The sequence below is a fragment of the Archangium minus genome, assembly GCF_044360475.1.
Taxonomy (GTDB): Bacteria; Myxococcota; Myxococcia; order Myxococcales; family Myxococcaceae; genus Archangium; species Archangium minus.
The window spans coordinates 7,374,551-7,400,053 of the sequence record NZ_CP043494.1 but is presented as its reverse complement, the minus strand read 5'-3'; the positions used below and the strand labels follow the sequence as shown (position 1 = coordinate 7,400,053).

Genomic DNA, 25,503 nt, shown 5'->3' with positions numbered 1-25,503 from the left:
AGTTGACACCCTGGGGGGGGCTGCTTAGAAAGGTCCAGGATGACTGAAGAAGAAAAGATCAAGGCCATGCGGCTGGCCCGCGCGATTGCCTCGGATATCTCGCTCTACAACGAGCAGAAGATCATCAAGGGCATCGAGCAGGACAACCTCTTCGAGGTCCTCAAGGAGGAGCTCGACGAGGGCCGAGAGCTCTACAAGAGCCGCGTCAGCCCCGAGATCTTCCAGAGGATGAATTTCTTCGAGCGGGCCATCAACGACATCGTCCTGCGCTCCAAGGCGCACGTGAAGTCGAAGATTTGGTAGCCCCCGACGCGCGCGAGCACCGGGCCCCGCCCGAGGCCCGTGGCGAGAGGCTGGATCAAGTCCTCGCGCGTCTTTGTCCCGAGCTCACGCGCTCGCGCATCCAAGGCCTCATCGAGGCCGGTCACGCGCAGGTCGACGGCAAGCCCGCGAAGGCCTCCCTGCGTCTGAAAGGCGGCGAGCTGCTCTCCCTCGTGGTCCCCGCGCCAGTCCCCGCCGTGCCGGTGGCCGAGGAGCTGCCGCTGGCGGTGCTGCACGAGGATCGCGATCTCGTCGTGGTGGACAAGGCGGCGGGCATGGTGGTGCACCCGGGGGCGGGTCACGCCTCGGGGACGCTGGTCAACGCGCTGCTGCACCGGGTGAAGGACCTGGCCGGGGTGGGCGGCGAGCTGCGCCCGGGCATCGTCCACCGGCTGGACAAGGACACGACGGGCTGCCTGGTCGTCGCCAAGCACGAGAAGGCGCTGGTGGCGCTGCAGAAGGCCTTCAAGACGCGCGCGGTGGAGAAGACGTACCTGGCGCTCGTGCATGGGGTGCCCAAGGCCGCCGAGGCGCGCATCGAGACGCTCTACGGCCGTCACCCGGTGCACCGCCAGCGCTTCACCGGCAAGGTGAAGGAGGGGAAGCCGGCCATCACCGTGTACCGGGTGCGCGAGGCCTTCGAGGGCGCCGCCTGCGTGGAGGTGGATCTGCTCACGGGCCGCACGCATCAGATTCGCGTGCACCTGGCGGAGGCCGGCCACCCGCTGCTGTGCGACAGCGTGTACGGCGCGGGCCGCAAGGCGAAGGGCAGGGCGGAGGAAGCACAGGAGGTGCTGGGTCGCCAGGCGCTGCACGCTTGGAAGCTGGCCTTCCCCCATCCGCGCACGGGCAAGGTGCTGCACGTGGAGGCGCCTTTGCCTCCGGACTTCACCGCCGCGCTGAAGGTGCTGCGAGGCCGTTAGCCGCTCCAGGAGCGCTGGACAGGTGCGAGGGCCGCGGTTAAGTCTTGCCCCGTCACGATGGGCTCATGGGGAGCGCCATCGGGCCCGGACGAGGTGCGCCGTACCCGGTCACGACAAGACGACGCCTGAGAAGGAGTGTGCGTCATGGCGTGGATTCTCCTCGTCGTTGCGGGTCTGCTCGAGATCTGCTGGGCCATCGGGCTCAAGTACACCGAGGGCTTCACTCGACCCCTACCCACGGTGCTGACGGTCGCGGCCATCATCGCCAGCATGGTGCTGCTGTCGATGGCGGCCCGGAGCCTGCCCATCGGCACGGCCTACGCGGTGTGGGTGGGCATCGGTGCCTTCGGCGCGGCCATCTTGGGCATCTTCCTGTTCCACGAGCCCGTCACTCCCGCGCGTGCCTTGTTTCTCGCCATGCTCCTCACGTCGATCATCGGCTTGAAGCTCACGAGCGGTGGGGAGCACTGAGCTCGGAGTGGGCCCGCCCCGGCGGCCACGAGGGTGACCGGGGCGGGCCGTGAGCGGCGAGAGGGCCTACTTCGTCCCCGCGGCGTGGACCGGGCACCCGGTCGCGATCTGACTGAGGAAGAGGCTGTTGTCGTAGTAGTGCTCCACCTCGACCAGCCGCAGATCTTCCGCCACGCGCGCCACGCTCATGCCGAAGAGCTCCACGCGCTTGCCGGTGGGCTGCTGGCCCTTGTAGGGGCCCGTGAAGTTGCCCCAGTGGCGCCACTTGAAGCTCACCACGGGCGGCGGCGAGTACACCTCGAGCACCTCCCAGAAGAACCCATCGGGGAAGGCCGTGTGGAAGACCTCATGTGACGAGTCGAAGGTCTCCTCGCTGGCCTTGTAATACGGCGTGTCTCCGAGGAAGAGGTTGTAGCTGCCCCTCGCGGCGATGTCCTGGCCGGTGTGCCAGGGCCCGCCGTTGGTGCGATTGCGAAACTTGTCGAGCACGACCGAGACCCACTGGGTGGGATCGGCCTTGTGGGAGACCTCCATCTCGAACACCCGCACGAGGTCCTCCACCACCATCTCCAGCGACTTCTCCGGGAAGTGGCGCGTCCGCTCCTTCCCCACGGTGATGCGCGTCAGGTGGTAGTCGGGACGGCCGTGGCGCCACTTCACGCCCTCGTCGTTCTCGACCACCGCATCTCGTCCTTGCAACCAGAGGGGCTCTGCTGCCGACTTGCCGATGCTCATCTCAGCTCCTTGTGCGTGCAGTGTTCACTGCGGGTCGTATGTTGACTGATTGACGACAAAACCGCGAATTCCCGAGAGCCCTCGGGGTAGGAGCAGGGCGCGGAAGCAGTCTGGAGGGAGCGCCTGCTGCTGTTGGAGCAGAAGCGGACCTGCCCCCTCGCTTGATGAAAGGACGTGACGATGCGCTTGCGGACTTGGAGCGCGCTCCTGGTGCGGCGAGCGCACCGGCCCGGGAGCCCTCGCCGCAGAAGCAGCTCGCGTCCGCCCTCGTGGAGGAAGACGACCCGAGGTGCAAGCCCGTTCCGGTGAAGCACTTGGGCGGTAATGACCCGCACAACAAATGCGCCGACCTGATGCCGAACAACAGCTTCCCCGGTTGGGATGTGTTCGTGAATGGGAAGAACTTCGATGCGCTGCAACTGGCCACGCGCACTCTATGGGATGTCAAGACTGATAATTTCGACAAGCACTCGCCGCGTTCCCGGAGGTTTCTTGCGGAGGTGAAGTACCCCGAGATTAGACGCGAGAAAATGCTTGCAGAGGAGTGTGGGTTCGAATTCGCCGTTGGCGTCCGAAGCCAGGCGCACAAAGATGCGCTGCTTGAGCTAGATCCCGACCTCACTGTCGTTGTCATGGATTGGTGCTGAAATGCCAGCCGAGCAAAACTCCCTTAACGTGATCGTCTACGCGCCTGCGCTCGTGGGTGACGAGAAGCGCCCTCTTGCCATCGTCCAAGGAATGGAGCGCGCGCTTCCCGGCTTGCGGCTGGAGTGGACGACCTCTGGAAAGGACGACCTTATTGCATTGCCCAACCGCGACGAGGGGATCGCGACAGACAAAGCAAACGGCGGGTTCTTCTTTCTTTGCAACGATGACGAAAATCACCCGGTGACACTCAGCGGGTGGGAGAATCCTGATGGCCTTGCCGCAGGAGGGCCGCCGCACTTTCAAGTCTGTGCGAGCCTGCCGCTAGATGCAGTTGGAATTGCTGCGGCCGTAGATGTGCTGGAGGCGGTAGGAGATGGCGCTCGCGCGGTCTGGGGAAAAGCGTCGCCGGACGGCTATGGTGGGATAGTGGCGCAGCAGTTTCGCCGCCAGGGCGACAAGCCGCATGTGCCGCCCCACGGATTGCCCTCACTCAAGCGCCCTCGGGACAATCCTGCGCCTGAGATTCCCCATTACCTCGCGTGGCTGAACTACTGGTCGGCCGCTGCCGCCCGAGCCATCGGTTTCCCGGACCCCGCCCGCGACGCGGAACTGCTCTCGCGGGCGCGGCGCACGCCATCGGGTGGGTGGGTTGTGCAGCTCACGGAGGCGCCGCTCGACCTGGACAACCCCGCGCACCTGGACGCGCTCAAACGGACCTACGAGCGCTTCCCGGAGATCGGCGGGCGTTTCACCCCTTGAGATTGCTGGGCTTCTCTTGGCAAGGAGTACGGGACTTGAACTCGTGGGCAGGACGATAGGAACTTCTGCCGAAGGTCGCGCTTGGGGCCCGGCCCCAACTGCTGGGCAGGGCTCAGAGGCCGCCCAGAGACATCGTCTGCTGCCGCCGGCTCAGCACCTTCACCGGCTGGATGGCCATCACGCGCATGAAGACCTGGAGCAGCTCCGGGTCGAACTTGTTGCGCATCTCCGTCCACATCAGCATCAACGCCACCTCGGGGCCGTACGCCTCCCGGTACGGCCGCCTGGACGTCAGCGCGTCGAACGTGTCGCAGATGGCGATGATCTTCGCGAACACCCCGAGGTTCGTCTTCGGGATGATCATCTGGATGTTGCCTCGCCCGTCCCGCACCGCCGTGCCGAAGTCCGCCTTGTGCTCGAACGTCGTCACCACGCGCAGCAGCGTCGAGCGTGAGAAGCCCTTCTCCATCAGGATGTTGCGGATGGAGATGAGCGGCGCCTTCTGGATGATTGCTTTCTCATCCGCGCTCAGCGCGCCCTTCTTGGTGGCCAGCTCCTCGGGAATGGTGCTCATCCCCGCGTCGTGGAAGAGCGCGATGTAGCCCAGGTCTCTCAGCTGCGCCTTGGTCAGCCCCAGCTCCTGCCCGAACACGATGCTCATCAGGCACACGTTCACCTGGTGGTACACGAGGTAGTCCGCCTCGCGCTTCATCGTGGTCATGCCCAGGAAGTGCGTCTTCTGCTCGAAGGAGATGTCCACGAAGTCCTGCACCAGCCGCAGCGCCTTCGTCGTGTTCAGCGGCTTGCCCTGCTGCACGGACTCCAGGTACTTCGAGAGGAAGAAGACCGCGCGCGCGTAGACCGTCATCGCGTACTTCTTGCGGTCCACCTTCTGATCATCCGGGTTGGCCAGATCGTCTCGGTTCAGCTTCTCCCGGAGCCGGGAGAACTTGGCCACCTTCATGTTGAGCAGCTTGCGGCCCGCCAGCCCGTCCTCCTCGGCCGTCGCCGACTGCTCCTTGCTGAAGATCCAGATGAAGTTCTTCAGGTCCGGCACCGTGACGGGCTTGTTCAGCGAGATACCGCCCACGTCCTTGGAGCGCATCTCCCCCAGCAGGTAGCGCTGGTTGTCGATGGAGTTGAGGTCCACCTTCACCAGCATGTTGTTGAGGTAGAACGAGTCCTTGACGCCCACCAGCTCCAGCCGGCCTTCCTTGGAGATGATCTGGTTGACGATGTCCTGGAGCTGGAGCAGCGGCTTCTCAAAAACCGCGTTGTCCGGGTCGTACATCTTCACCGAGCGGATGAGCATGTACAGGCCCGAGACGAGTCCGCGCGCCAGGGTCTGCAGCTTCTCCGAGTAGGCGCGGCCGAACTCGCCGACGTTCTCGCCCTGGCTCTGGGTGACCTTCAGGTTGTGGTTGTCCAGCATGGCTCCTACTCCTCCTCGGTGGCCGTCTCGCCGAACAGCATCTTCTTCGTCTGGTACATGGCCTTGCGCGCCGCGGTGAGCACCTCGACGGGTTGGCTCTTGTCCTCCACCACGCCCTGCAGGGCCTTGTAGGAGGGGATGGAGCACGCACCCGCCAGCCCGGCGATGGCCAGCAGCTTGTCCTCCAGGACCTTCTTCTTGGTGAGCAGGGTGGGCTTCACCGCCAGCATCTGCAGCATCAGCGAGATGGCTCCAGGCAGCGCCGTGGAGCCGAACGCGGTGTAGATGGCCGTGCGCTCCTCGATGCTCTTCTTCTCGAAGCCCGGATCCTTCATCAGGCGCACCAGCTCCACGTAGGCCTTGTCGCGATCGAACTCGGGCAACAGCCGCGCCGCGAGGATGCGCACCTGGGTGACGGAGTCGTTGAGCGCCTCGACGATGAGCTTGCGCGCCTCGGCGGTGCGGCCGCGGGCGATGATGTTCATCACCTCCAGCTTCACCGCGAGGTTCTTGTTGATCATCACCAGGCCGAACATCTTCACCCGGTCCGGGTGGTTGCTCTTCTCCAGGATGTAGACCATGTCGCGCACCGTCTGGGGCCGCTCGGACTCCAGCCGCTGCACGAAGGGCTGCGGGTTCTCCTGCGCGAAGCGCGCCAGCACGTCGCACACGAGGATGCGGTTCTCCGGGATCTCAATCGTCTCCAGCGCGTTGAGCATGGTGAACACGGTGGAGGGATCCAGCACCTGGAGGTACCGGGTGATGTCCACCGGGTGCTTCGGGCGCGTCGTCTTGAGCACCTCTGCCAGACGCATCACGCGCTGCTCCTCGCCCATCTTCTGGATGAAGTGGGCGAGCAGCTGGGCGGTCGGGCCCTCCGGCTCTCTCTGCGCCATGGCGCGCAGCTTGAGGACCATCTGGTTGATGGTGCCGTAGTCGTCCTGGATGAGCATCGCGTCCAGGAGCTGGACGAAGACCTCCTCGAGCAGCGCCGTGTCGTCCACGCCGCCTTCGACGACCTGGAAGATGGCGCTCACCAGCTTGGGGAAGAGCCGGGAGTGTTCCTCCTCGGTGATCTCCCGCTGGAGCCGGGCCTTGAGGTCATCCGAGGCGTAGTTGCCGGCCACCACCAGGCCGCGCATCTGCTCCACGCCGTCCAGCTTGGAGTCCAGGTCCTCCGCGTTCACGCGGGCAAAGCGCAGGAAGTCGTCCGAGTTCGTCTTGAGGCGCGAGTAGAGGTAGCCCACCACCTTGTCGACCTCGACCTCCACCTCCTGCTCGGTGACCTCGTCCATCTTGAAGCCCTCGACCACCACGTACTCGAGGTGCTCCAGGCCCGCTCGCCACAGCTGGGCCAGCACATCCTCCGCGCCGCGATCGGGGTCGGACAGGGAGATGAGCGTGAACGACACCAGCTCCTCGATCGTGAGGCCTGGGCGGAAGATGATCTGCCGGATGCCGTCCCGGTAGAACTTGTAGGGCAGCGGCGTGTCCTCGGAGAAGACCGCCTCGCCGTGCAGCATGAAGTTCTGCTGCTCCACCCTGAGGGACAGCGGGCCGTACTTGTCCGTGTACGCGGCGAGTGCCTCGTGGGCCCGGCCGAGGAAGTCGGGGAACCTCGCCTCGTTGTGCCGGTACATGCCGATCTGCTTGATGCCCTTGAGCAGATGGAAGGTGAAGTTGCGCGCCGACTCCACCTTCTCCTGCACGGCGGGATCCATCCCGGATTCCCGGTCAGCGGTGCTCGCGGTCTGTGCGGCCATTGACGTCCTTGGGTGGGCGAGTGGGCGAGGGGGGGAGTTCAGTGTACCCTGATTCTTCCCGTTTCGCCTCTCCTTAAACGTCAAGAACCCTGGGGGTTTACCCGCTCGGGCCAACCCTGCTTGGAGGTTCAGTGGCTACTTCGCGGGCCTGGCCTGCGCGCCGCTCTCGCCCTTGAGGCTGGTGAGCAGCAGCAGGGCGGTGAGGAGGGCGAAGACACCCAGGCCCCACATGTTCGACTCCTGCAGGAAGCGCGAGAAGGGCGTGTCGCCGAGTCGCTCGGGGATGTCGATGGCGCGCGTCCAGGCCCCGTCGCTGGCGATCTCCAGGAAGGCGATGAGCACGCCCGCGATGGCGCCACCGGCGATGTAGCCCGAGGAGAGCAGGGTGCCGGGGGAGAACTCGGACTCGGCGGCGGTGCCCCCGCGTACCCGGTCCACCACGTAGCGCACCATGCCGCCCACGAAGATGGGGGCGGTGCTGGAGAGGGGCAGGTACACGCCCACCGCGAAGGGCAGCGAGGACACGCCGCACAGCTCGAGCATCAGCGCGATGAAGACGCCCACCAGCACCAGATCCCACGGCAGCTTGCGCGTGAGGATGCCGTCGATGATGAGGGCGAAGAGCTGCGCCTTGGGGGCGGGGTAGCGGGTGAGCGTCTGCCCCTCGTAGCTGGTGATGCGTCCGCCGATGCCCGGATCCACCACGTAGTGGATGGCCCCCGCGTCATCCACCAGGTACGTGCCCGAGGGCACCGGGGTGTCCGCGCCCCGGACGTATCCCACCCGCCAGGTGCGCTCCGGGCCCTGCGTCACCGCGCCCAGCTCGGACACCTTCACCGTCTGCCCCGAGGGCAGCCGCACGTCCGTGCCCGCCACGCGCTCCACCGGCAGCGCGCTCCAGCTCCGCAGCTCGGGCGCGCCGCCTGGCCCCTGTGCCACCTCGAGCCCCTGTCTCCACAGTGGACCCTTCAGCTCCGCGAGCTTCACGCCTCTCGCCGACAGGGCCTGCTCCGGAACCGCCCAGGGGTACGTGTGCTGCGTGCGCGTCTGGTCGCCCACCACGCTCACCGTCTGACCTGGATGCGTCTCGGGGATGATGGCGGTAGCGCCCCGGTTGAGCACCACCAACACCAGACCGATGAGGAGCGCGCTGGTGAGCACTCCCACGAAGAGGGCGAGCTGCTGCCGCCGGGGCGTGCCTCCCACCAGGAAGGCCGTCTTCAGATCCTGCGCCGTGGTGCCGCCGTTGGAGGCCGCGATACCCACGATGGCCGCCGTGGTGAGCGCCATGAAGCGGTCCTCGGAGCTCGTCCACCCCAGCATCAGGTACACAAGGCAGGTGATGAGCAGCGTGGCCACCACCATGCCGGAGATGGGGTTGGACGAGGAGCCGATCTCTCCCGTGATTCGAGCGCTCACCGTCACGAAGAAGAAGCCGCACACCACGATGAGCACCGAGGACACGAAGTTGACGTGCAGCGGGGGCGCCAGCCAGATGGCCAGCACGAGCAGCGCGCTGCCCACGAGCACGACCGTGATGGGCAGATCCTGCTCGGTGCGCAGCATCACCGGCGCCGCCTCCTTGCGCCGCGAGGCCAGGAGGGTGCCCAGCCCGCGCTGGAAGGCACTGATGATGGTGGGCAGCGAGCGGATGAGGCTGACGAGCCCGCCGGTGGCCACCGCGCCCGCGCCGATGTACAGCACGTACGCGTCCCGCACCGTGTCCGGATCCATGTCCCGGATGAGCGTGCCGTCCGGCCGCAGGAGCGGCTGCTCCAGGCCGCTGCCGAAGAAGGTGATGAGGGGAATGAGGATGAGGTAGCTGAGCACGCCACCCGCGAAGGTGATGGCCGCCACCTGTGGGCCGATGATGTAGCCCACGCCGAGCAGCTCCGGGCTCACCTCCATGGAGATGGAGCCTCCTGCGTAGCCCACCCGCTGCGCCAGCCCAGTCGCTGTCGTCTTCACCTGGCTCAGCGCCGTGCCCACCACTTCCTTGAAGAGGTGCAGGCCCGCGTAGGCGAACTTGTAGAGCCCGCCCACCGAGAAGCCGAGGATGACCGTGCGGGCGTTCGTCCCGCCCTCCTCGCCGACGATGAGCACGTCCGCCGCGGCGGTGCCCTCGGGGTAGGTGAGCTTGCCGTGCTCCTGGACGATGAGCCCGTCACGCAGGGGAATCATCATCAGCACGCCCAGCACTCCGCCGAGCGACGCCACCAGGAAGGCGTGGAAGAGGTCGATGTCGTAGCCGAGCAGCAGCAGGGCAGGCAGCGCCGCGGCCACTCCGAAGGCGAGCGACTCGCCAGCCGAGCCCACCGTCTGGACGATGGTGTTCTCCAGGATGTTGGAGCGGCCCAGCGCCCGGAAGATGGCGATGGACAGCACCGCCACCGGAATGGAGGCGGACACCGTCAGGCCCACCTTCACGGCGAGGTACACCGACGAGGCACCGAAGATGATGCCCAGCACCGAGCCCAGCACCAGCCCGCGTGCCGTCAGCTCCGGGCGCGACTCGGTGGCGGGGACATAGGGCTTGTGGGCGAGGGCCCTGGGGGCCTGGGCAACGGGGACGCGGTCCTCGGAGAGCGGCGGTTGGCCGTGGGACACGGGGGCTCCTCACTTTGTGCGGGAACCCAGCCCTTGTAGCAAAAACCAAGGCGCCTCCACCCCTCATCGGTGTGGAAGCGCCTCGGCGAAGCGTCCCCCCGGACGCAATCGGAGAACCTCGTGTGGCCTACTGCACGGCTGCGGTGGTGTCGGGATCCACCTCGGCCATCAGCGCGGCCAGCTCGGCCTTGAGCTTGTCCTTGGCGCGGATCTCCAGCTGGCGGGCGCGCTCACGCGAGAAGCCGAAGTGCTCACCCAGCTCCTTCAGCGTCATCGGCCGCTCGTTCATCACGCGCTGCTCGATGATGAAGCGCTCGCGCGGATCCAACCGCATGAGGGCCGTGCGCACCCGGGCGTTGATGAGGCCCGCCTCCTCCTTGTCCGCGAACTCATCGTCCTGCGGCGCGCTCGCGCTCACCACGAAGTCCACGTGGCTGTTGCCCCCGTCCTCGCCCATGGGCGCGTCCAGCGACAGATCCCGCCCGCCCATGCGCTGCTCCATCTCGCGCACCTCGCCGGGCTTCACGTGCAGGCGCTTGGCGATCTCATCCACGTTCACCACCGAGCCGTCCACGCTGCCGAACTTCTCCAGCTCGCGGCGCGTGCGGGCCAGGCTGAAGAACAGCTTGCGCTGCGCCTGCGTGGTTCCGAGCTTCACCAGCGACCAGCTCTTGAGGATGTAGTTCTGGATGTACGCGCGGATCCACCACACCGCGTACGAGATGAGGCGGATGCCCTTGTCCGGGTCGAACTTCTGCACCGCCTTCATCAGGCCGATGTTCCCCTCCTGGATGAGGTCGGACATCTTGATGCCGTAGGAGCGGTACTCGTACGCGACCTTCACCACGAAACGCAGGTTGGAAGTCACCAGCCGGTGGCCCGCCGCCAGATCGCCCTTGATGTACTTGCGGGCCAGAGCCTGCTCCTCTTCTACCGAGAGCAGGGCGTACTGGTTGATCTCCGAGAGGTACATCGCCAGCGAGCCCGAGTTGGACGATTGCTCAGTAGAGAGCTGCATGGGTTCTCCCGAGTGGCCTCGCGCCGAGGCCGGTGAGAAGAGGTTTGAACCTCGTGACAACTAGATGGAGGGTGCCTAGAGCAACGGGTGTGCCACGCCTCCACGCGAGATTTCTCCAGTCACAACGCATACTTGGCCGATGCGACCGCACGACGGTGGACGGAAACCCGTAAGCGTTACAGGTCAGGGGCGGCGCCACCGGGGAATTGAGGAAGTAAATAATTCGCCTCTCTCCTCAAATGACCTCCTGGTGCCCTGATTGCCATTGGACTTCTGATCAGGGCGTCGTGGGCGGGAGGGGTCGCCTCCCGTCGTCCCACCGGTAATAAGGAGGCCGCGCAGCCGCTGCGAGGTGCACGTTGATGCACCCCTGGAGGGCGGACGGAGAGGCGAGGGCTCGTCAGCGCGCTACGCGGCGCGGTTGTTCGCGGCCTGCTTGCGTTGCGCGTCGATGGCCTGCTTGAGGTCCTTCAACATGCGGGACGCCTCGCCGGGCTGCAGCGGGCGCTGGCCAAAGCGGGCCTCGAGGTAGCGGCGCGTGAGCGGCGACACCGTGGGCGCCAGCGGATGCGCCTCTCGGGAGAGCCGCGCGGACACGTCCTCGAGCGTCTCGCCCTCCAGTGAGCGCACGCCCACCGTGGCGAGCTGGCGCTCCACTGCGTCCACGAAGCGCGTGGCCTCCAGGGCCGGTGTCCGAGGCTTGCGCCGCGAGAGCTGCTTCCACGTCCAGTACACGGCCGCACCGACGAGCGCCGCCGTCAGCCACGCACGCAGGGGTGGCAGCCGGGTCCGCTCCTTGCCTGGCTCGCGCGGCGGACGCGACAGATCGCGCATGAAGTTCATCTGGTCGCGGAAGGAGTAGTCGACCACGGACGAGCGCCACGCCGACTCGATGGCCTCGTACATGGAGATGAGCGACTCCAGCAGCTGCAGCGACTGGTTGGCGCGGAACGCCGCGGGGGTGGCGTCCACGGTGATGAAGCCTCGTCCGGGCACCAGCACGTGCGTCCAGGCGTGGGCATCTCCGGCGCGGACGATGTACTCGTCTCCCACTCGCTCGCCGCCGAAGAAGCCCGTGGCGAGCCGGGCCTCGAAGCCCAGGGTGCGCAGCATCAGCGTGAGCGCCGAGGCGAAGTGCTCGCAGTGGCCCGCCTTGCGCACGAACAGGAAGTCCACCAGCGGATCCGCCACGTCCCCACCCAGCTCGAGCGTGTACTGGTACTCGCGCTGCAGCCAGGCCGAGAGCTTGTCGGCCGCGGCCAGTGGATCCTTCTCGTCGCCCACGACCTGCCGGGCCAGCGCTTCCACACGGGGATCCAGGTTGTCTGGCAGGGCCAGGAGCTGGTCCGCCTCCTTCTGATCCATCTTGCCCGGATCCGTGTCCGTGCCCGGAGGCACGCTGTACACTTCGTAGGCATACCCGAGCCCCTGCTCCACGAAGCGCAGCTCGTCGCCGCCCAGCTCCTGCAACTGGGTGCGCTTGTCGCCCGTGACGGTGTGCGTCAGGGCATTGCCCAGCTTGGCGGGCGTCTCCAGGGCGATCAGCGTGCGGCTGCCGTAGGCGGGCAGCAGCTCGATCTTCTGGTACACCTGCTTCTCCGAGCCCCGGCGCAGCGTCACGCGCGTGCGGCGGCGATTATTCGGCGCGCCGATCGTCGACCACTCCTGGCCGTCGAAGGTGTCATAGGTGCGGCCCACCCAGTAGGACGCGAGCTGCTCGACGCCGGGGTCAGGCGTCAGCTTCGCCCGCAGCACCACGCGGGGGTTGCTCTTGAGGGTGCCCGAGCCGCCCAGGCGCACGGTGTCGGCGAAGCCGGTGGTGGCCGTGCCGAGCCCCGGGGAAGCGCGGCGCACGCCCATGTTCCAGTTGAGGCGCGGGAAGAGGACGAAGAAGGCAATCGCGCCGAGCATCGCGACGGCGGTGCCCATGGCCAGCGGGCGCACCACCTGGCGTACCGGCACGGGCTCGCCCGGGGGCACGGCGGCCTCCACCACGCCCAGCCCCAGCGAGAGGCTCGCCAGCACCGCAAAGGCCAGCAGGCACACGGCGAAGAGCAGCTCACCGGAGAGCGCCGCGCCACCGGCGATCATCAGCAGTCCGGCCAGCAGCACCTGTCCGTCCGTGGTGGGGCTGGTGTCCGACAGCAGCCGCTGGGAGGCGACGAGGCCTGCGAAGGAGCAGGCGGCCACCACCAGGTCCATCTGTCCCGAGGCCACGGCCAGGTAGAGCGCGCCCGCCACCGGCACCAGCAGCACCGCCGTCAGCCGAGGCGCGCGAGCGAAGGGGCGAAAGCCCATCAACGCCACCACCAGCGCGAGCACGACGAGCCCGAGCGCCCAGATGGGCACCTGGCCGGACACGGCCATGGACGCGAACGCAGCTCCTGTGCCCAAGTCTCGCAGCACCAGCCGCAGCCGGTTGGGCCGTGTCATGCTGCTTCCTCCCGCTGCTCCTCGAAGCCCAGCCACGCCAGCGCTCGGAGGATGGCGCGCTCCTGTCCACTGCCCGCACCCGGACGCAGCCGCTGGCCGGGCAACTCCAGTCCCACCTCATGGCCGGCTTCGATCAGCCGGTGGGCCTGATCCGCCACCTCTTCGCAGCGCCGCTCCAGCGCGTCACCCACGAGCCCTGACTGCACGTCGAGGATGTACGTGCGGCGCTCCTCGCGCTCGCGCTCCACCTTGAGCAGCTTGCCCGCGGAGGCGCTCTTCAACCAGTGCACGCGCCGGGCGTCCTCGTGCTCGCCGAGCTCGCGAAGACCCGCCACATCTCCGGTGCCGTCCAGTCGGTGGGGGTTGTTGGACTCGCCCACGTTGCCCACGACGGCCTCGCCTGGATCCGCGCAGGAGATGCCCCGCCGCGGATAGACGAGCAGGGTGGCCTCCAATGGGAAGACGCGCGTCTTGGCGAAGAGGCCCAGCGGCCAGGTGGTGGTGACGCGCACGCCCGTGAGCTTCAGCGGGCCTCGCCGGGGGGCGGTGAGATCGGCCCGCACCACGTGCTCCGCGCCCGCCGGCAGGTAGCCCACGCCGCCTTCGCCCGTGAGGGGAGAGTCCACCTCGGACAGGGTGAGGGCGAAGGCATGCCCCTTGCGGCGCGTGACGCCCCAACGGCAGGCGAACGGCTCTCCCGCGAACGCACCGTCCGTGCCGACGCGCCGCACCGACAGGTCGCGCAGACAGCGCTCGGACAGCACGCCAGAGAGGATGATGACGCTGAGCAACAACCCGAGCACCAGGTAGAGGAGGTTGTTGCCAGTGTTGAGCGCGCCCAGGCCCACACCGAACGTCACCACGAGATAGGTGCGTCCCATTCGCGTCACCTTGAGGGTGCGCGGCGGACGGAGGGCGGCCTTGAGGCGCCGCCAAGAGACACGCGGAGGACTCACCGGGGCGCCGGGACCTTCCGGGCGACCTCCTCGAGGAGGTGAGCCGCCTCATCACGGGTATAGGCACCCTGGTTGGCGCTGCGCAGCAGCAGCCGGTGCGCCAGGCACGGCCCGAGCACCGCCCGCACGTCCCCGGGCGTTACGAAGGAGCGCTCTTCCCAGAGGGCATACGCGCGGGCGGCCATGCCCAACGCGAGCACTGCGCGCGTCGAGGCACCGCGCTCGATGTCGCCGTGGGCGCGCGTGGCCTGGGCCAGCCGCACCACGTAGTCGGCCACGGTGTCGTCCAGACGCTGCGCGGCCACCTGCGTGCGCAGCTCGCTCAGCTCCTCGGGAGACGTCACCGCGGTCAGGAGGTCCACGGGAGAGCTCGAGTCCCGCGTGGTGAGCAGACGGGCCTCCACCTCGGGCGAGGGGTGGCCCAGCGACAGGCGCATGAGGAAGCGGTCCAGCTGCGAGTCCGGCAGCGGATAGGTGCCGGAGAAGTCCACCGGGTTCTGCGTGGCCACCACCGTGAAGGGGCGGGGCAGGAGATGGGTGGCACCATCCAGGGACACCTGGCCCTGGGCCATGGCCTCCAGCAGCGCGGACTGCGTGCGCGGCGGGGCGCGGTTGAGCTCGTCAGCCAGCACGAGCTGGCGGAAGAGCGGGCCGGGCCTGAAGGTGAAGGTGGCCGTCTGAGCGTGGAACACCTGCGCGCCGAGGATGTCGGCGGGCATCAGGTCCGCGGTGAACTGGACACGAGAGAAGGAGAGGGCGAAGGAGCGGGCGAGTGCTTCCACCAGCGTCGTCTTGCCCACTCCGGGGACGTCTTCCAACAGCAGGTGCCCTCCTGCCACGATGCACGTGACAGCGAGGCGGATCTCCTTGTCCTTGCCCTGCACCGCCAGAGACAGGTGCGCGGCCACGCGCTCCAGCGTGGTCCGCGCGCTGGCGGAGGAGGGAAGGGAACTGACGGATCGGGCAGGGGCGTTCATCTGGCCCACCACTTTACCCCAGTCGAGCGGCCTCAGAACCCGGGGGGTTGGCGATTGCTCACGAGAGCAGGCAGGCAGGGAGGGCATCTCCCGCCGGCTCCCCCTGGGGTTGTCTGTTGCACACTCCCAGGTTGACGGGGAGTGCTGGTGGGCCACGGATTCAGGGGTCGAGGGCTTGCCGGGGCCATACTTCAGCGCGTTGTCCACCAGGTTCACCACCACCTGCTCCAGCCTCAGCCGATCCCACCGGCCTACGACCGGCCCTGGCGCGGTGAGCTCCAACTGGCAGCCCACCGTCGTGGCCTGGAGCTCGAACCGGGACACCACCTCGCGGGTGAGCGTCACCAGGTCTATCTCCTTGAGCCTCGGTTGGAGTCGGCCCTCGGAGATCCGGGAGACGTCCAGCAGATCATCCACCAGCCGCACCAGCCGTTGGAGCTGCCGGCGTCCGGCCTCGGCACTGCGGGTGACGAGCTGGGTGAAGGGGGGGTCCGGCGTTGGTCGGTGATGTCGACCGCGATGGCGTAGATGACGTCCCCGCTCGCGTAGATGCGGTGGGAGAACCAACCCCAGAAGATGTGGCCGAACACTTCTTCCCGCGGCCTGCCAATCATCCGCTCCGCCGCCGGGTTGAGGTAGAGCACCCGAGCCTCTCGGCTGTAGATGCCGATGGCCTCCTCCATCTGCTCATAGAAGCAGGTGTCCAACCCGAGCAGCGGTGGTGCACTTCCAGAGGAAATCACCTTTCAAGGGTGGACCTCGGATGCATTGATTGGCGCCTCCCTCCAGTCGGAGGTCCGCCTTCCAATCAAGAACCCCACCGGATGAACAAATGGGCACGGGAGGATCAGGCTGTCCAGCCCAACGTCGTCACCTTGATCCTCCCGCCCATGCTGATACTCACGCCAGGACTTCTTCTGGCGTGTAATACGCGCGCGGCGTCACGCTGCCCGTGCTGAGTCCGAAGTAGCGGAACATCCGCTCGTGGTGCCCCGCCAGCCCGCGCAGCTGGATCTTCCGATCCTCCAGCGCGTGGGTAAGCACGGCCACCGCGGAGTCGCGAAACTCCCGCAGGTGGGTGAAGTCCACCACCACCTCCCGCGAACCCAGCTCGTCCAACGAGCTGCGCAGCAGCATCGCGGTGCGGCCATCCAGCGTGCCCGTGAGACGCAGGGTCAACCGCCCCGCGAGTTCTTCCCGGTGAATCTCAAGCCCCGCCATGGTTCGTCTCTCTCCATCGAAGCCGGATGCGTCTATTTGTGAAGAACCGGAGTGTGTCGGGTAAGTCCGGTCCGGCGTGGAACCACCCACCCCGGCGCATCAGATCGGCGACTTAGAGTGCTTCCGTTTTCGCGGGAAAGGCAGTCATGCCACTGAAAAAACCGCCTCTTTGTCGTACAGCGGGCTCGCAAACTGTTTGCCACCCATCACCCAGGTCCGCCAGACGTCTTCTTCTGAGCTTCCAGCCGTGACAGCTCCTGTGCCTGCTGGGCCTTCAGGCGACGGAACTCGCGCATCACCTTGGTCGGGTAGCCCGCCATGAAGCGATCTCGCGCGTCGCGCTTGGCGAGGATCTTCTTCGCCAGGGTGGGCCCCGCGTTGTAGGCCACCAGCGCCTTCTCCGGAGTGCCGAAGCGCTCGATGAGGTTGGCCAGGTAGGCCGTCCCCAGCTCCACGTTCAGTTCCGAATCAAACAGATTGGTGTGGCGCCGCAGCTTGAAGCCGGCCTTGTCTGCCAGGTAGCTGCCCGTGTCCGGCATCACCTGCATGAGCCCCATCGCGCCGACGTGGGACACCGCATAGTTGTTGAACGAGCTCTCGCAGCGGATGACCGCCACCACCAGCATGGGGTCCACGCCGTTGCGCTTGGCCTCGCGGACGATAGCCATGGCCAGCCGCCGCTGCTGCCGCTCCGGCAGTTGGGAGGCCTGCACCGCCGCCGTCACCCCCAGCAGCTCCGCCTCCGCGTAGAGCGCCGCCTCCTCCTCCAGCCGCGCCAGATTGGCCTCCTGCTCGGCCAACCTCGCGCGCAGCTCTGTGACCTCCGCGCTGTTCTGCCCAGGGAAATAGGGCTGGAAGGCCAACGCCGTCGTGCTCACCAGACTGCTCGCCACCACCATCGCCACCGCCCACCCTCTCATCACTCACCCTCCCCACGCGCGCTCAGTGAGCCGCACGTCCCGTGTGGCAGATGCCCGCCGCTCAAAGCAGTCACCGTGCCAGCGAGGCAAATGCCCGGAATCACGAGGGAGGCCATGTGGGAGGGAAGGGGCGCTCCAGAAAAAAAGTCAGATCTGGGAAACGATCTTCCCACGCAGAGACTGTCGAAAGGAGGGGTTGCCGAGGCCAACCAGGCGACCCAGCTTTTCGCCCGGTCCCCCGCAACATGGGAGAGGAGTGGGCGGCGTGTACTGGACGATGAGTGCGATCCTGTTCGTGCTGTGGGTGCTCGGGTTGATCAGCGGTTCAACCGAGGGGCGGTGGGTGCACCTGCTGCTGATCTTCTCGATGGTGACCCTCATCCTGGCGCTGGCGCGCCGGGGCAGAGGGGCGCTCGCATGAGACGCTACGCCCCCGCGATCATCGATCTGGAGCTACCGCAGGACGCGAGCGGCTTTGTGCGGCGCGAGTGTCCGCAGTGCCAGCGGGACTTCAAGACGCGGCCCTGCCGCCATGACGCGAGCATCCTCCAGCGGAGGTTGGCCTCGCTCTTTCCGTTCGAGAACGCGCACGAGAGCTTCGACGAGGTGCCGGATTGGTGGTGCCTCTACTGTGGACACCGGGCGCCGGGGGACGAGTGGCTCACCCCCGCGCAGCAGGCCCACGTGGAAGCCCTGGCGCGGGCTTGGGCCAACCACGTGCGCTACGAGCAACTCGCCTACGTGTCGCGCACCCTGTCCCTCAACCCCCGGCCCACCTTTGTCAGCGTGGAGCCAGAGGCGCTTCCCGGGCCCATGCCGCAGGACACGGATGATCTCCGAGTCATCCCCCTGGTGTGCTGCGGTGAGGAGGTGAAGGCCCTCTGGGATTGGGAAGGGCCGCTCTACTGCCCGCGCTGCGGCTCCCGACACGGGGGCTTGAGCGGCCGGCAGCAGATCCACCTGCAATTCATCGAGGAGTAGACGAGAGCGGGCGACCGGGGGCACTCTCCGGACCCATGTGGCTGACGGCCCAGCGGCTGGCCTGCCTCGCCCTGCTGTTGCTGGTGGGGAGCGCGGGCGCGCATGACGCGGACATCCTCTACGCGCAGCTCTGGCGCCCCGAGGCGGGCAAGCCGGAGGTGCGTGAGCGCATCACCCTGACGGCGGACACGCTCGCCCTGCTCATCCCCGCGGACGCGGACGGGGATGGCACGCTCACGCAGGCGGACCTCGACGCACGTGCGCAGGCGCTGGCGGTGGGCATCTGGGACGCCATCCCGCTGAGCGCCCGGGGTCAGCCCTGTACCCGTACCGGCACCACCGCGCGAATCCGCGAGGCCTTCGTGGAGCTCGGCGCCTCTTTCTCCTGCGCGCCCGGCGAGCTTCGTCAGCGCTTCACCCTGCTGTCCCTGTTGCCGCCCAACTACAAGGTGGTGCTCGGCAGCTACGTGCAGGGAGAGCAGGGGCAGCGCTTCGCGGACGCCACCCAGCCCACACTCGTGGTGTCCGAGCCAGGACAACCAGAGCGGCAAGCCGTCTCGGGCCTGCTCGCGTGGATCGGCCTGGGGCTCACGCACATCTTCGAGGGAATTGATCACCTGGCCTTCCTGCTGGCCCTCTTGCTGGTGGGGGGCAACTGGCGACGGGTGCTGCTGTTGGTGACAGCGTTCACCGTGGCCCACTCCCTCACCCTGGGGGCCACCGCGTTGGGCTTCATCCTCCTGGATGACACGCGCACGCGCTGGGTGGAGGCGGCCATCGCCGCGTCCATCATCTGGGTGGCGCTGGAGAACCTGCTGCTGCGTGAACACCGCCACAGGGTCCTGCTCACCTTCCTCTTCGGGCTGGTGCACGGCTTCGGCTTCGCCAGCGTATTGAGTGGCTACGGCCTGGACGACTCCGTGGTGACGGGCTTGTTCGGTTTCAACCTGGGCGTGGAGCTGGGACAGGCGGCCGTCGTCGCCGTGCTGCTGCCGATCGTCCGGCTCGTGCAGCGCCGGCCCGTATTGCACCAGAGGACAGTTCGCGGTCTGTCGCTCCTCATCCTCTCGGCCGGAGGGTATTGGTTCTTGGAGCGCGCACTGGGGTGATCGGTTGAATCCTGGCGAGTCCGTCCCTAGTTTCGAGCCGGGATTGGGGGCAGGACTTGGGGAGGGCCGATGGGCGCAAGGCATACCCGCTTGGCTGCAGCACTGGCCGCGGCGTGGGAATCCGAAGTTGTTTCAGCACGGCGCATGACGATGCTCGCCGAGCGACTGGGTGATAGCCGCGGACGAGCGCGGCTGATGGTACTCGCCGCTTTTTGTAGAGCACATGCTTCGAGGCTGCTGGCCCGGTTGGCGGCACTGGGGCGCGGTCCTCTGCCCGTGCCGCCCGAGGAGATTACCCTCGACGAGGACACGGTGATGGAGTTGCGCCGGGAGGGGGCCTTCGCGCGCGCCTCCGCGGCTCGCTACGAGTCCACCGCCGAGCTGGCCCGCCAGCACGCGGACCTGTCCAGCGCCTGGGTCTGTGAGCTCAACCGCACCGAGGAGCAGGACCGCTCCCGGGAGCTCTTCGCCCTGGCCGAGGGGGCCGCCCAGGCTGCCGCCGAGGCCAGTGCTCCCCCGGTCGCCGCTCCGGCTGAGAGCTGACAGCCTGCTCGCCTTAGGCGTAAAAAGGGGGGCATGCCCAAGGCGGAGAGCTACAACGACTTGATATTCCAACTGGGCGATCTCGCGAGGGATCGTCTGGCGGGCAAGCCCAACTGTCCTCGGACCATGGACCGCGTCTACCGCGCCGAGTCGGCGCTGGTGGCCCGCCGTGATGAGTTGGCCGGGCTCGAGCAGCAGATGAACGACGAGGACGCGGCCTGGCAGGACTACCTCGCTCAGTACGAGGACGAGCGGGCTGTCCAGTTTGAGATCGTCAAGAAGTGGAAGAAGGCGGTAGACGCCGTGGAGGGGCAGACGAAGAACCTCCGCAAGACGCTGTCTGGCCGCCGCGCGGACATGCGCTACGCCCAGGACGCGCTCAAGAAGCTGGAGAAGAAGCACGCCGACCTGGAGCTCACCACCCAGGACGAGGCCAAGCTCTCTGTCTCGCGCGACAACCTGAAGAAGAACCGCATCCAGACCATGCGTCTGGCCCGCGAGGTGGAGGAGCTGGCGCGTCAGATCGAGCTGGTGCTCACGCCCAAGCCCGGGCAGCCCGGGGCGCCCGGCATCCTGGCACACAAGCGCATGCTCGAGCTGGAGGACGAGATGACCGCCCGCAAGGAGGCCTTCGAGCAGGCGATGGCGGAGATCGACCAGGCGATCGCCGAGAAGGAGACCGAGGTCCAGGCCGCGGAGGATTATCTGGATCAGGCGCTGTTCCTCCTCGGCGAGGACGTGTATGCGCAGCGCATTCAGGACGCGCAGCTCGCACCGCTCTATCCCCGGTTGGATCGCGCGGAGTGAAGCCAAGGCCTCCCGCCGTGCTTGACGGTGGGGGGCAAGCTGCTACATTGCGCCGCTTCCCGGCGTCCGGGGACTGAAGTCGGACGCAAACTGCTGAAATCATTGATGTTTTCGTGCAAGACGCACGAGTTGTGAGGACGACGTGAAGGGTCTTATTGGCAAGAAGATTGGAATGACCCAGGTGTTCAACGAGGAGGGTAACCTCGTTCCCGTGACGGTGGTCGACGTCAACACCTGCCAGGTCGTTGGGAAGCGGACTCCGGAGAAGGACCAGTACTCGGCGGTGACGCTGGGCTTTGGGGAGATCCGCGAGAAGAGCCTGACGAAGGCGGATCTGGGCTTCTTCAAGAAGAACAACGCGCCGCTGCGCCGTCACCTGAAGGAGTTCCGGGTGAGCGCGGAGGACGCCGCGGGCTACAACGTGGGCGACGCCGTGAAGGCGGACCTGTTCACCAAGGGCCAGCTCGTGGACGTCACCGGCATCACCAAGGGCCGTGGCTTCCAGGGCGTCATGAAGCGCTGGAGCTTCAAGGGCTCGCAGACGAAGACGCGTGGTACGCACGAGTACCGCCGTCACCCGGGCGCCATCGGTCAGCGTAAGACGCCCGGCCGCGTGTACCCGAACAAGAAGCTGCCCGGTCACTACGGCGTGGAGCAGGTGACCACCCAGAACCTGACCGTGGTGGACGTGGACGTGGAGAAGGGCCTGCTGCTCATCAAGGGCGCGGTCCCCGGCCACAACGACGGCATCATCGTCGTGCGTCCGAGCATCAAGGTGGCCCTGCGCGAGCAGCACAAGGCCGCGCGCGCCAAGTAAGGCCGCAAGCCCTGTGTGTGCTCCCTCCCTCGCTGAGGGAGGGCCGGGTTCATCGTCCTACCGAGCCTCCAGGCACCGCCACAGGGTTCATCCTCGACGCCCCGCTCCGGCTACCCACCGGGCGGGGCGTTCGTGTTTCTGGCCTTCAGATCGGGCCGAAACGTTGGCCAGCGTGCGCTGGAGTGCTGTGTGCATGCCGAAAGCCCACTCCCGGTGAGGCCGGTCCCTTGCCCCTGGGTGATCGCGTGCCCACATGGATGCGCCACAAGGCCATGACTGCACGCATCTTTCCCCGTTTCGTTTCGCTGGCACTGCTGCTGACGGCGCTGTCCGCCTCGGCGCAGGAGCAGGTGCTGGATCCGGCCGCCGTGCGCCACCGGCTCTTCTCTCCAGGGGAGCGGCTGGAGGCGTCCATCACGGTGGGCCTGCCCGCGCGCGAGTACCTCACCGCGCACTACAACCTGAACGTCGGCGTTGCCTACAACCTCTTCAACACGTTCGGGTTGGAGGCACGCGCCGGCTACGCGCTCAGCCGCCACACGGGCCTGGCGCGCTCCATCTCCGAGAGCTTCCTCAACCGTGAGGACAAGAAGATCACGGACGAGCTCGAGGACATGTGGGAGATGGGGGCGCACGGTGTGGTGGGAGCCCGCTGGGCGCCCATCTACGGCAAGCTGTCGCTGCTGGCCGACGAGACGGCGCACTTCCAGGCCTACCTCTGGGCAGGCGGCGGCCTGGCCTCGCTGCGGCGCCAGTCGGTGATCCAGTGCACGCAGGTGGTGGATCGCGGGCTGGGTGTCTGTGACAACCGGACGGACCTGAACGACCGGGGCAGCGCGACGGAGTCCTACTGGCGCGTCGACACGCGCGTGGCGCCGGTGGTCTCGGGCGCGGCGGGCTTCCGCTTCTTCCTGGCGAATGGGCACGCGCTGCGCTTCGAGCTGCGCGACTGGGTCTTCGCGGACCAGTACCGCGTGAATGTGTCGCGAGAGGACTGGGAGGCGGGGCGGGAGAGTGGTGAGCCCGCGCCCAACCCGGGCCTGACGCACCTGGTGCAGTTCGACATCGGCTACTCCTTCCTCTTCTGAGGCTGACGTCTCACATGCGATCGACCTCGCTCTTCGCGTTCCTCCTGGCCACGGCCACTCCGGCGGCGGCCCTGGCGCAGGCCCCTGAATCCGAGCGGCCCGTTCCCTCGGAGACGGCGCCCATTCCCGTAAAGCCGGAGCCCCGGCCCGAGCAGCCTGAGTCCGAGCAGCCCGAGCAGCCCGCGGCCGAGCCTCCCGCGTCCCTGGAGTCCCAGACGCCTGTGGCGGCGCCGCCGGATGCGCCCCTCGTCTCGGCGGATCCGGCCGAGCTCCAGCCGGTGGCGGATCCGAACCAGCAGCGCCTGGTGAACGGGGCGCCGCTGCATAACCCGAACGTGGCCGTCCACGTGGTGCAGAAGAAGCGCTTCGCGGACGAGGGCCGGCACGAGTTCACGCTCTACCCGGTGGTGGCACAGGTGAACGGCCGGTTCACCCAGCACACGGGCAGCGCGTTCCATTATACGTACCACCTGCAGGAGAACTTCGGCCTGCAGCTCTCCACTCAGTACAACTGGTACTCGAACGAGAGCCCCTTCAACCTGGAGCTCATCGACAAGGTGCGCGAGCAGGCGCAGGCGGCCTCGGCGCTGCTGCTGCTGTGGGGCGTGCAGGCGGGCGTGGAGGTGACGCCGCTCTACGGCAAGTTCGCCTTCTACGACAACCACCTCCTGCAGTTCAGCCTGGTCCTCAGCGGCGGAGCGGGCATCGGCTCCACGCGCGTGCTCGTCCGTCCCGAGGTCTCCAACCAGGTGGACGGCGAGTCGTTCACCGTCCCGGCCCGCTTCGGTGACACGGGGACGAAGTTCCTCGGCTCGGTGGGCGGCGGCTTCCGCGTGCAGTTTGGCGACTCCATGGCGCTGCGCCTGGAGGTGCGCGATCAGGTCTACACCGCCCGCGTGGATCGCGTGGACGGGTGCAACCAGCAGGACTTCCAGAAGCTGGAGGACGCCCGGGGCAGCGGCGCGCCCTTCTCGGAGCTGGGACTGAGCGGCAGCTGTCAGTTCCAGAAGTTCGACGGGGTGGACCCGAAGACGCGCAAGAACTACCGCGAGGACATCGTCCTGGGGAAGGACCTGGTCAGCAATCCCTCCTCGGACGTGCTCAACAACCTCAGCTTCTACGCTGGCTTCTCCTACCTCTTCTGAGCCCGCGCCATGCATCGACTGATTGTCGCTACCGTCCTGGTCCTCGCGCCGCTGGTTGCTTCCGCGCAGGACATGAATGCCTACAACCAGGCGCTCGCATCGTTCAACGCGGGCAAGATGGAGGACGCGGCGCCGCGCTTCTTCGAGCTGTCCGTCAACGCGACGGACGCCGACGTGCGCGCCCGCTCCGAGTACTACCTGGCCCAGTCTCTCGCGCGGAAGGGCATGACCGTCAGCGCGCTCGTCACCTACGCGCGGATCCTCGACACGGGTCCCAACCACCCGTCCTACCTCCAGGCCGTGGAGGGTCTGGTGGACGTGCAGCAGCGGCTCAACGAGCAGAACCTGGTGCCCAACATCCTCGACAAGGCGTACACGCCCGAGGTGCAGGACAAGTGGGTGAAGCTGCCCAAGGAGGTGCTGGCGCGTGTCCACTACCTGGTGGCCACCATCCGCCAGCGCCGGGGCCGCTTCGAGGAGGCCCGCTCGATGCTCGAGGCGGTGCCGTCTGACAGCCGCGTCTTCGCCCGTGCGAGCTACCTGCTGGGCGTGGTGCTGGCGGATCCCCACTTCCCGGGCCGCCCCACCGAGGCGGACACGCTGGACGCCGCCGCCCTGGCCGCCTTCCGGCGGGCGCTGGACGCGAAGGGGCCGCAGCTCGGCCATGACGAGGTGAAGCAGCTCTCGCTGCTGGGCATCGGCCGCGTGCACTACGGCCGCCACGAGTACCCGCAGGCGGTGGCCGCCTACGAGGCCGTGCCGCGCTACGCCCGCTTCTGGGATCAGGCCCTCTTCGAGAACGGCTTTGCCCGCTTCCAGGGCGAGGACTTCGGCGGGGCGCTCGGCAGCCTCCAGGCGCTGCACGCCCCGCAGTTCGAGGGCGCCTTCCAACCCGAGTCGTGGATCCTCAAGGCGACCGTCTACTACTACAGCTGCCTCTTCGACGAAGTGAAGACCACGCTGGCCGCCTACGATCAGCTCTACGAGCCCATGGCGAAGCAGCTCGAGCCGTTCGTCGGGGAGGAGATGGATCTCCTGTCCTCCTACAACCTGGTGGCGGCGGAGAACCGGCGGCTGCCGGCCCCCATCTACCTGTGGATCCGCAACAACGAGCGTGTCCAGGACGTGATGCGGATGATCTCCCAGGTGGACGCGGAGAAGCGCCTGACGACGGAGCAGAGTCAGTGGCGGATCTCGGGGCTGGTGCGGGAGCTGAGCGCCTCACTCGAGGAGGTGCGCGGCACGCTGATGCAGATCGGCGGGCGCTTCGCCAAGAGCCGCCTGCAGGAGGCCGCGCAGAACCTCCGCACCTTCGCGGACCAGTCGGAGATCATCCGGGTCCAGACGGCGCTCGACGAGAAGGATCTGCTGCTCGCGGGGGTGGATCAGAAGGCCGTGCTCAAGAGCCAATCCATCTACCGCCCGAAGATGCCCGGCGCCGCGTGGAACTACTGGAAGTTCCAGGGCGAGTTCTGGCGCGACGAGATCGGCTACTACCAGTACACGCTGAAGCGCGGCTGCCCGGCGAAGTTGCAGGGCCAGAAGTAACACCGCGGTAACACCGTGAGGTCGGTGAAGGACATGAGGGGCGGGCCCGCGCATCGTTCGCGTCGGGTGCCGCCCCTTCGTGTTGTTCAGCGCTGAATCCTCACTCTGTCATCACTTCTCATTCCAACACCGCGTTTCTACTTTCCCTTGTCCCTTTCGGTGGGTGGTGAGGGAGGCGATGGGGGCGACCCGGCTTCAGCTGGAGCTCGTGGCGGGTGGGATGCGCATGACGCGAACCTGTCGCCGGGTGACCTCTTTTTACTCGGACCCACCACAGGAGC

The 25,503-nt window shown here is 67.2% G+C and carries 25 protein-coding genes and 1 riboswitch; of the genes, 14 read left to right on the top strand and 11 right to left on the bottom strand.

All coding sequences use genetic code 11. From position 1 onward, the window contains the following. The first annotated feature begins 39 nt into the window (after positions 1–39). The 3 genes from F0U60_RS30035 (at position 40) to sugE (ending at position 1,715) form a co-directional block, all read left to right on the top strand. On the top strand, positions 40–303 hold the full coding sequence (locus tag F0U60_RS30035; protein ID WP_203405347.1) for a hypothetical protein: 264 nt from the start codon (positions 40–42) through the stop codon (positions 301–303). Beyond that, entirely contained in the window at positions 297–1,244 is a 948-nt protein-coding gene (locus tag F0U60_RS30030) for an RluA family pseudouridine synthase (RefSeq protein ID WP_395804776.1), read from the top strand. The genes F0U60_RS30035 and F0U60_RS30030 overlap by 7 nt, the downstream gene beginning before the upstream one ends. Before the next feature lie 69 nt (positions 1,245–1,313). Further along, positions 1,314–1,372: riboswitch (guanidine-III (ykkC-III) riboswitch) on the top strand. 16 nt (positions 1,373–1,388) lie between these two features. Beyond that, the gene (gene sugE / locus F0U60_RS30025; protein WP_395804774.1) at positions 1,389–1,715 is read left to right on the top strand and encodes a quaternary ammonium compound efflux SMR transporter SugE; all 327 of its coding nucleotides are present in this window, start codon (positions 1,389–1,391) and stop codon (positions 1,713–1,715) included. Between the two features lie 66 nt (positions 1,716–1,781). Here sugE and F0U60_RS30020 read toward each other — a convergent pair whose 3' ends face one another. Next, on the bottom strand, positions 1,782–2,450 hold the full coding sequence (locus tag F0U60_RS30020) for an ester cyclase (RefSeq protein WP_395804772.1): 669 nt from the start codon (positions 2,448–2,450) through the stop codon (positions 1,782–1,784). Between the two features lie 164 nt (positions 2,451–2,614). Here F0U60_RS30020 and F0U60_RS30015 point away from each other — a divergent pair, with 164 nt between their 5' ends. Then, positions 2,615–3,097, top strand: coding sequence for a DUF6310 domain-containing protein (locus F0U60_RS30015; RefSeq protein ID WP_395804770.1), 483 nt, complete (start codon positions 2,615–2,617; stop codon positions 3,095–3,097). A 1-nt stretch (position 3,098) separates the two neighbouring features. After that, positions 3,099–3,857: a DUF5953 family protein gene (locus F0U60_RS30010; RefSeq protein ID WP_395804768.1), complete on the top strand. Its 759-nt coding sequence runs from the start codon at positions 3,099–3,101 to the stop codon at positions 3,855–3,857. A 112-nt stretch (positions 3,858–3,969) separates the two neighbouring features. On the opposite strand, the gene F0U60_RS30005 is transcribed toward F0U60_RS30010, so the two are convergent. The 10 genes from F0U60_RS30005 to F0U60_RS29960 all read right to left on the bottom strand — a co-directional run bounded on the left by F0U60_RS30005 (position 3,970) and on the right by F0U60_RS29960 (position 17,184). Beyond that, positions 3,970–5,289 carry an HD-GYP domain-containing protein gene (locus tag F0U60_RS30005; protein WP_395804766.1) on the bottom strand — a complete coding sequence of 440 codons (1,320 nt, stop codon included), beginning with the start codon at positions 5,287–5,289 and terminating at the stop codon, positions 3,970–3,972. 5 nt (positions 5,290–5,294) lie between these two features. Beyond that, entirely contained in the window at positions 5,295–7,052 is a 1,758-nt protein-coding gene (locus tag F0U60_RS30000) for a HEAT repeat domain-containing protein (RefSeq protein WP_395804764.1), read from the bottom strand. A 135-nt stretch (positions 7,053–7,187) separates the two neighbouring features. Next, entirely contained in the window at positions 7,188–9,659 is a 2,472-nt protein-coding gene (locus F0U60_RS29995) for an OPT family oligopeptide transporter (RefSeq protein WP_395804762.1), read from the bottom strand. A gap of 127 nt (positions 9,660–9,786) precedes the next feature. Further along, positions 9,787–10,677, bottom strand: a complete 891-nt coding sequence (locus tag F0U60_RS29990; protein WP_395804760.1) for an RNA polymerase factor sigma-32 — start codon at positions 10,675–10,677, stop codon at positions 9,787–9,789. Positions 10,678–11,085: 408 nt separating this feature from the next. After that, positions 11,086–13,110 carry a DUF3488 and DUF4129 domain-containing transglutaminase family protein gene (locus tag F0U60_RS29985; RefSeq protein WP_395804758.1) on the bottom strand — a complete coding sequence of 675 codons (2,025 nt, stop codon included), beginning with the start codon at positions 13,108–13,110 and terminating at the stop codon, positions 11,086–11,088. Next, positions 13,107–13,991: a DUF58 domain-containing protein gene (locus F0U60_RS29980; RefSeq protein WP_395804756.1), complete on the bottom strand. Its 885-nt coding sequence runs from the start codon at positions 13,989–13,991 to the stop codon at positions 13,107–13,109. The genes F0U60_RS29985 and F0U60_RS29980 overlap by 4 nt, the downstream gene beginning before the upstream one ends. A 71-nt stretch (positions 13,992–14,062) precedes the next feature. Further along, positions 14,063–15,043, bottom strand: a complete 981-nt coding sequence (locus tag F0U60_RS29975; protein ID WP_395825517.1) for an AAA family ATPase — start codon at positions 15,041–15,043, stop codon at positions 14,063–14,065. A 350-nt stretch (positions 15,044–15,393) separates the two neighbouring features. Then, on the bottom strand, positions 15,394–15,786 hold the full coding sequence (locus F0U60_RS29970) for a PAS domain-containing protein (RefSeq protein ID WP_395804754.1): 393 nt from the start codon (positions 15,784–15,786) through the stop codon (positions 15,394–15,396). 157 nt (positions 15,787–15,943) lie between these two features. Beyond that, the gene (locus F0U60_RS29965; protein WP_395804752.1) at positions 15,944–16,264 is read right to left on the bottom strand and encodes an STAS domain-containing protein; all 321 of its coding nucleotides are present in this window, start codon (positions 16,262–16,264) and stop codon (positions 15,944–15,946) included. Positions 16,265–16,470: 206 nt separating this feature from the next. Beyond that, positions 16,471–17,184 carry a lytic transglycosylase domain-containing protein gene (locus F0U60_RS29960; protein ID WP_395804750.1) on the bottom strand — a complete coding sequence of 238 codons (714 nt, stop codon included), beginning with the start codon at positions 17,182–17,184 and terminating at the stop codon, positions 16,471–16,473. Between the two features lie 265 nt (positions 17,185–17,449). Here F0U60_RS29960 and F0U60_RS29955 point away from each other — a divergent pair, with 265 nt between their 5' ends. The 9 genes from F0U60_RS29955 to F0U60_RS29915 all read left to right on the top strand — a co-directional run bounded on the left by F0U60_RS29955 (position 17,450) and on the right by F0U60_RS29915 (position 25,222). Further along, positions 17,450–17,605 carry a lmo0937 family membrane protein gene (locus tag F0U60_RS29955; RefSeq protein ID WP_116119722.1) on the top strand — a complete coding sequence of 52 codons (156 nt, stop codon included), beginning with the start codon at positions 17,450–17,452 and terminating at the stop codon, positions 17,603–17,605. Next, the gene (locus F0U60_RS29950) at positions 17,602–18,165 is read left to right on the top strand and encodes a hypothetical protein (RefSeq protein WP_395804747.1); all 564 of its coding nucleotides are present in this window, start codon (positions 17,602–17,604) and stop codon (positions 18,163–18,165) included. Before F0U60_RS29955 ends, F0U60_RS29950 begins: the two co-directional genes overlap by 4 nt. A gap of 35 nt (positions 18,166–18,200) precedes the next feature. Continuing rightward, entirely contained in the window at positions 18,201–19,274 is a 1,074-nt protein-coding gene (locus F0U60_RS29945) for a HupE/UreJ family protein (RefSeq protein ID WP_395804745.1), read from the top strand. 144 nt (positions 19,275–19,418) lie between these two features. Next, a complete protein-coding gene (locus tag F0U60_RS29940) occupies positions 19,419–19,817 on the top strand; it encodes a hypothetical protein (protein WP_395804743.1) in 399 nt (132 codons plus the stop codon). A 33-nt stretch (positions 19,818–19,850) separates the two neighbouring features. After that, a complete protein-coding gene (locus tag F0U60_RS29935; protein WP_395804741.1) occupies positions 19,851–20,624 on the top strand; it encodes a hypothetical protein in 774 nt (257 codons plus the stop codon). Between the two features lie 142 nt (positions 20,625–20,766). Next, the gene (rplC, locus tag F0U60_RS29930; protein ID WP_395804739.1) at positions 20,767–21,441 is read left to right on the top strand and encodes a 50S ribosomal protein L3; all 675 of its coding nucleotides are present in this window, start codon (positions 20,767–20,769) and stop codon (positions 21,439–21,441) included. Positions 21,442–21,713: 272 nt separating this feature from the next. Continuing rightward, positions 21,714–22,529 (top strand): outer membrane beta-barrel domain-containing protein, encoded by an 816-nt coding sequence (locus F0U60_RS29925; protein ID WP_395804737.1) that lies wholly within the window; start codon positions 21,714–21,716, stop codon positions 22,527–22,529. 14 nt (positions 22,530–22,543) lie between these two features. Beyond that, a complete protein-coding gene (locus F0U60_RS29920) occupies positions 22,544–23,674 on the top strand; it encodes an outer membrane beta-barrel domain-containing protein (RefSeq protein ID WP_395804735.1) in 1,131 nt (376 codons plus the stop codon). Between the two features lie 9 nt (positions 23,675–23,683). Further along, positions 23,684–25,222: a tol-pal system YbgF family protein gene (locus tag F0U60_RS29915; protein ID WP_395804733.1), complete on the top strand. Its 1,539-nt coding sequence runs from the start codon at positions 23,684–23,686 to the stop codon at positions 25,220–25,222. Positions 25,223–25,503 lie beyond the last annotated feature (281 nt).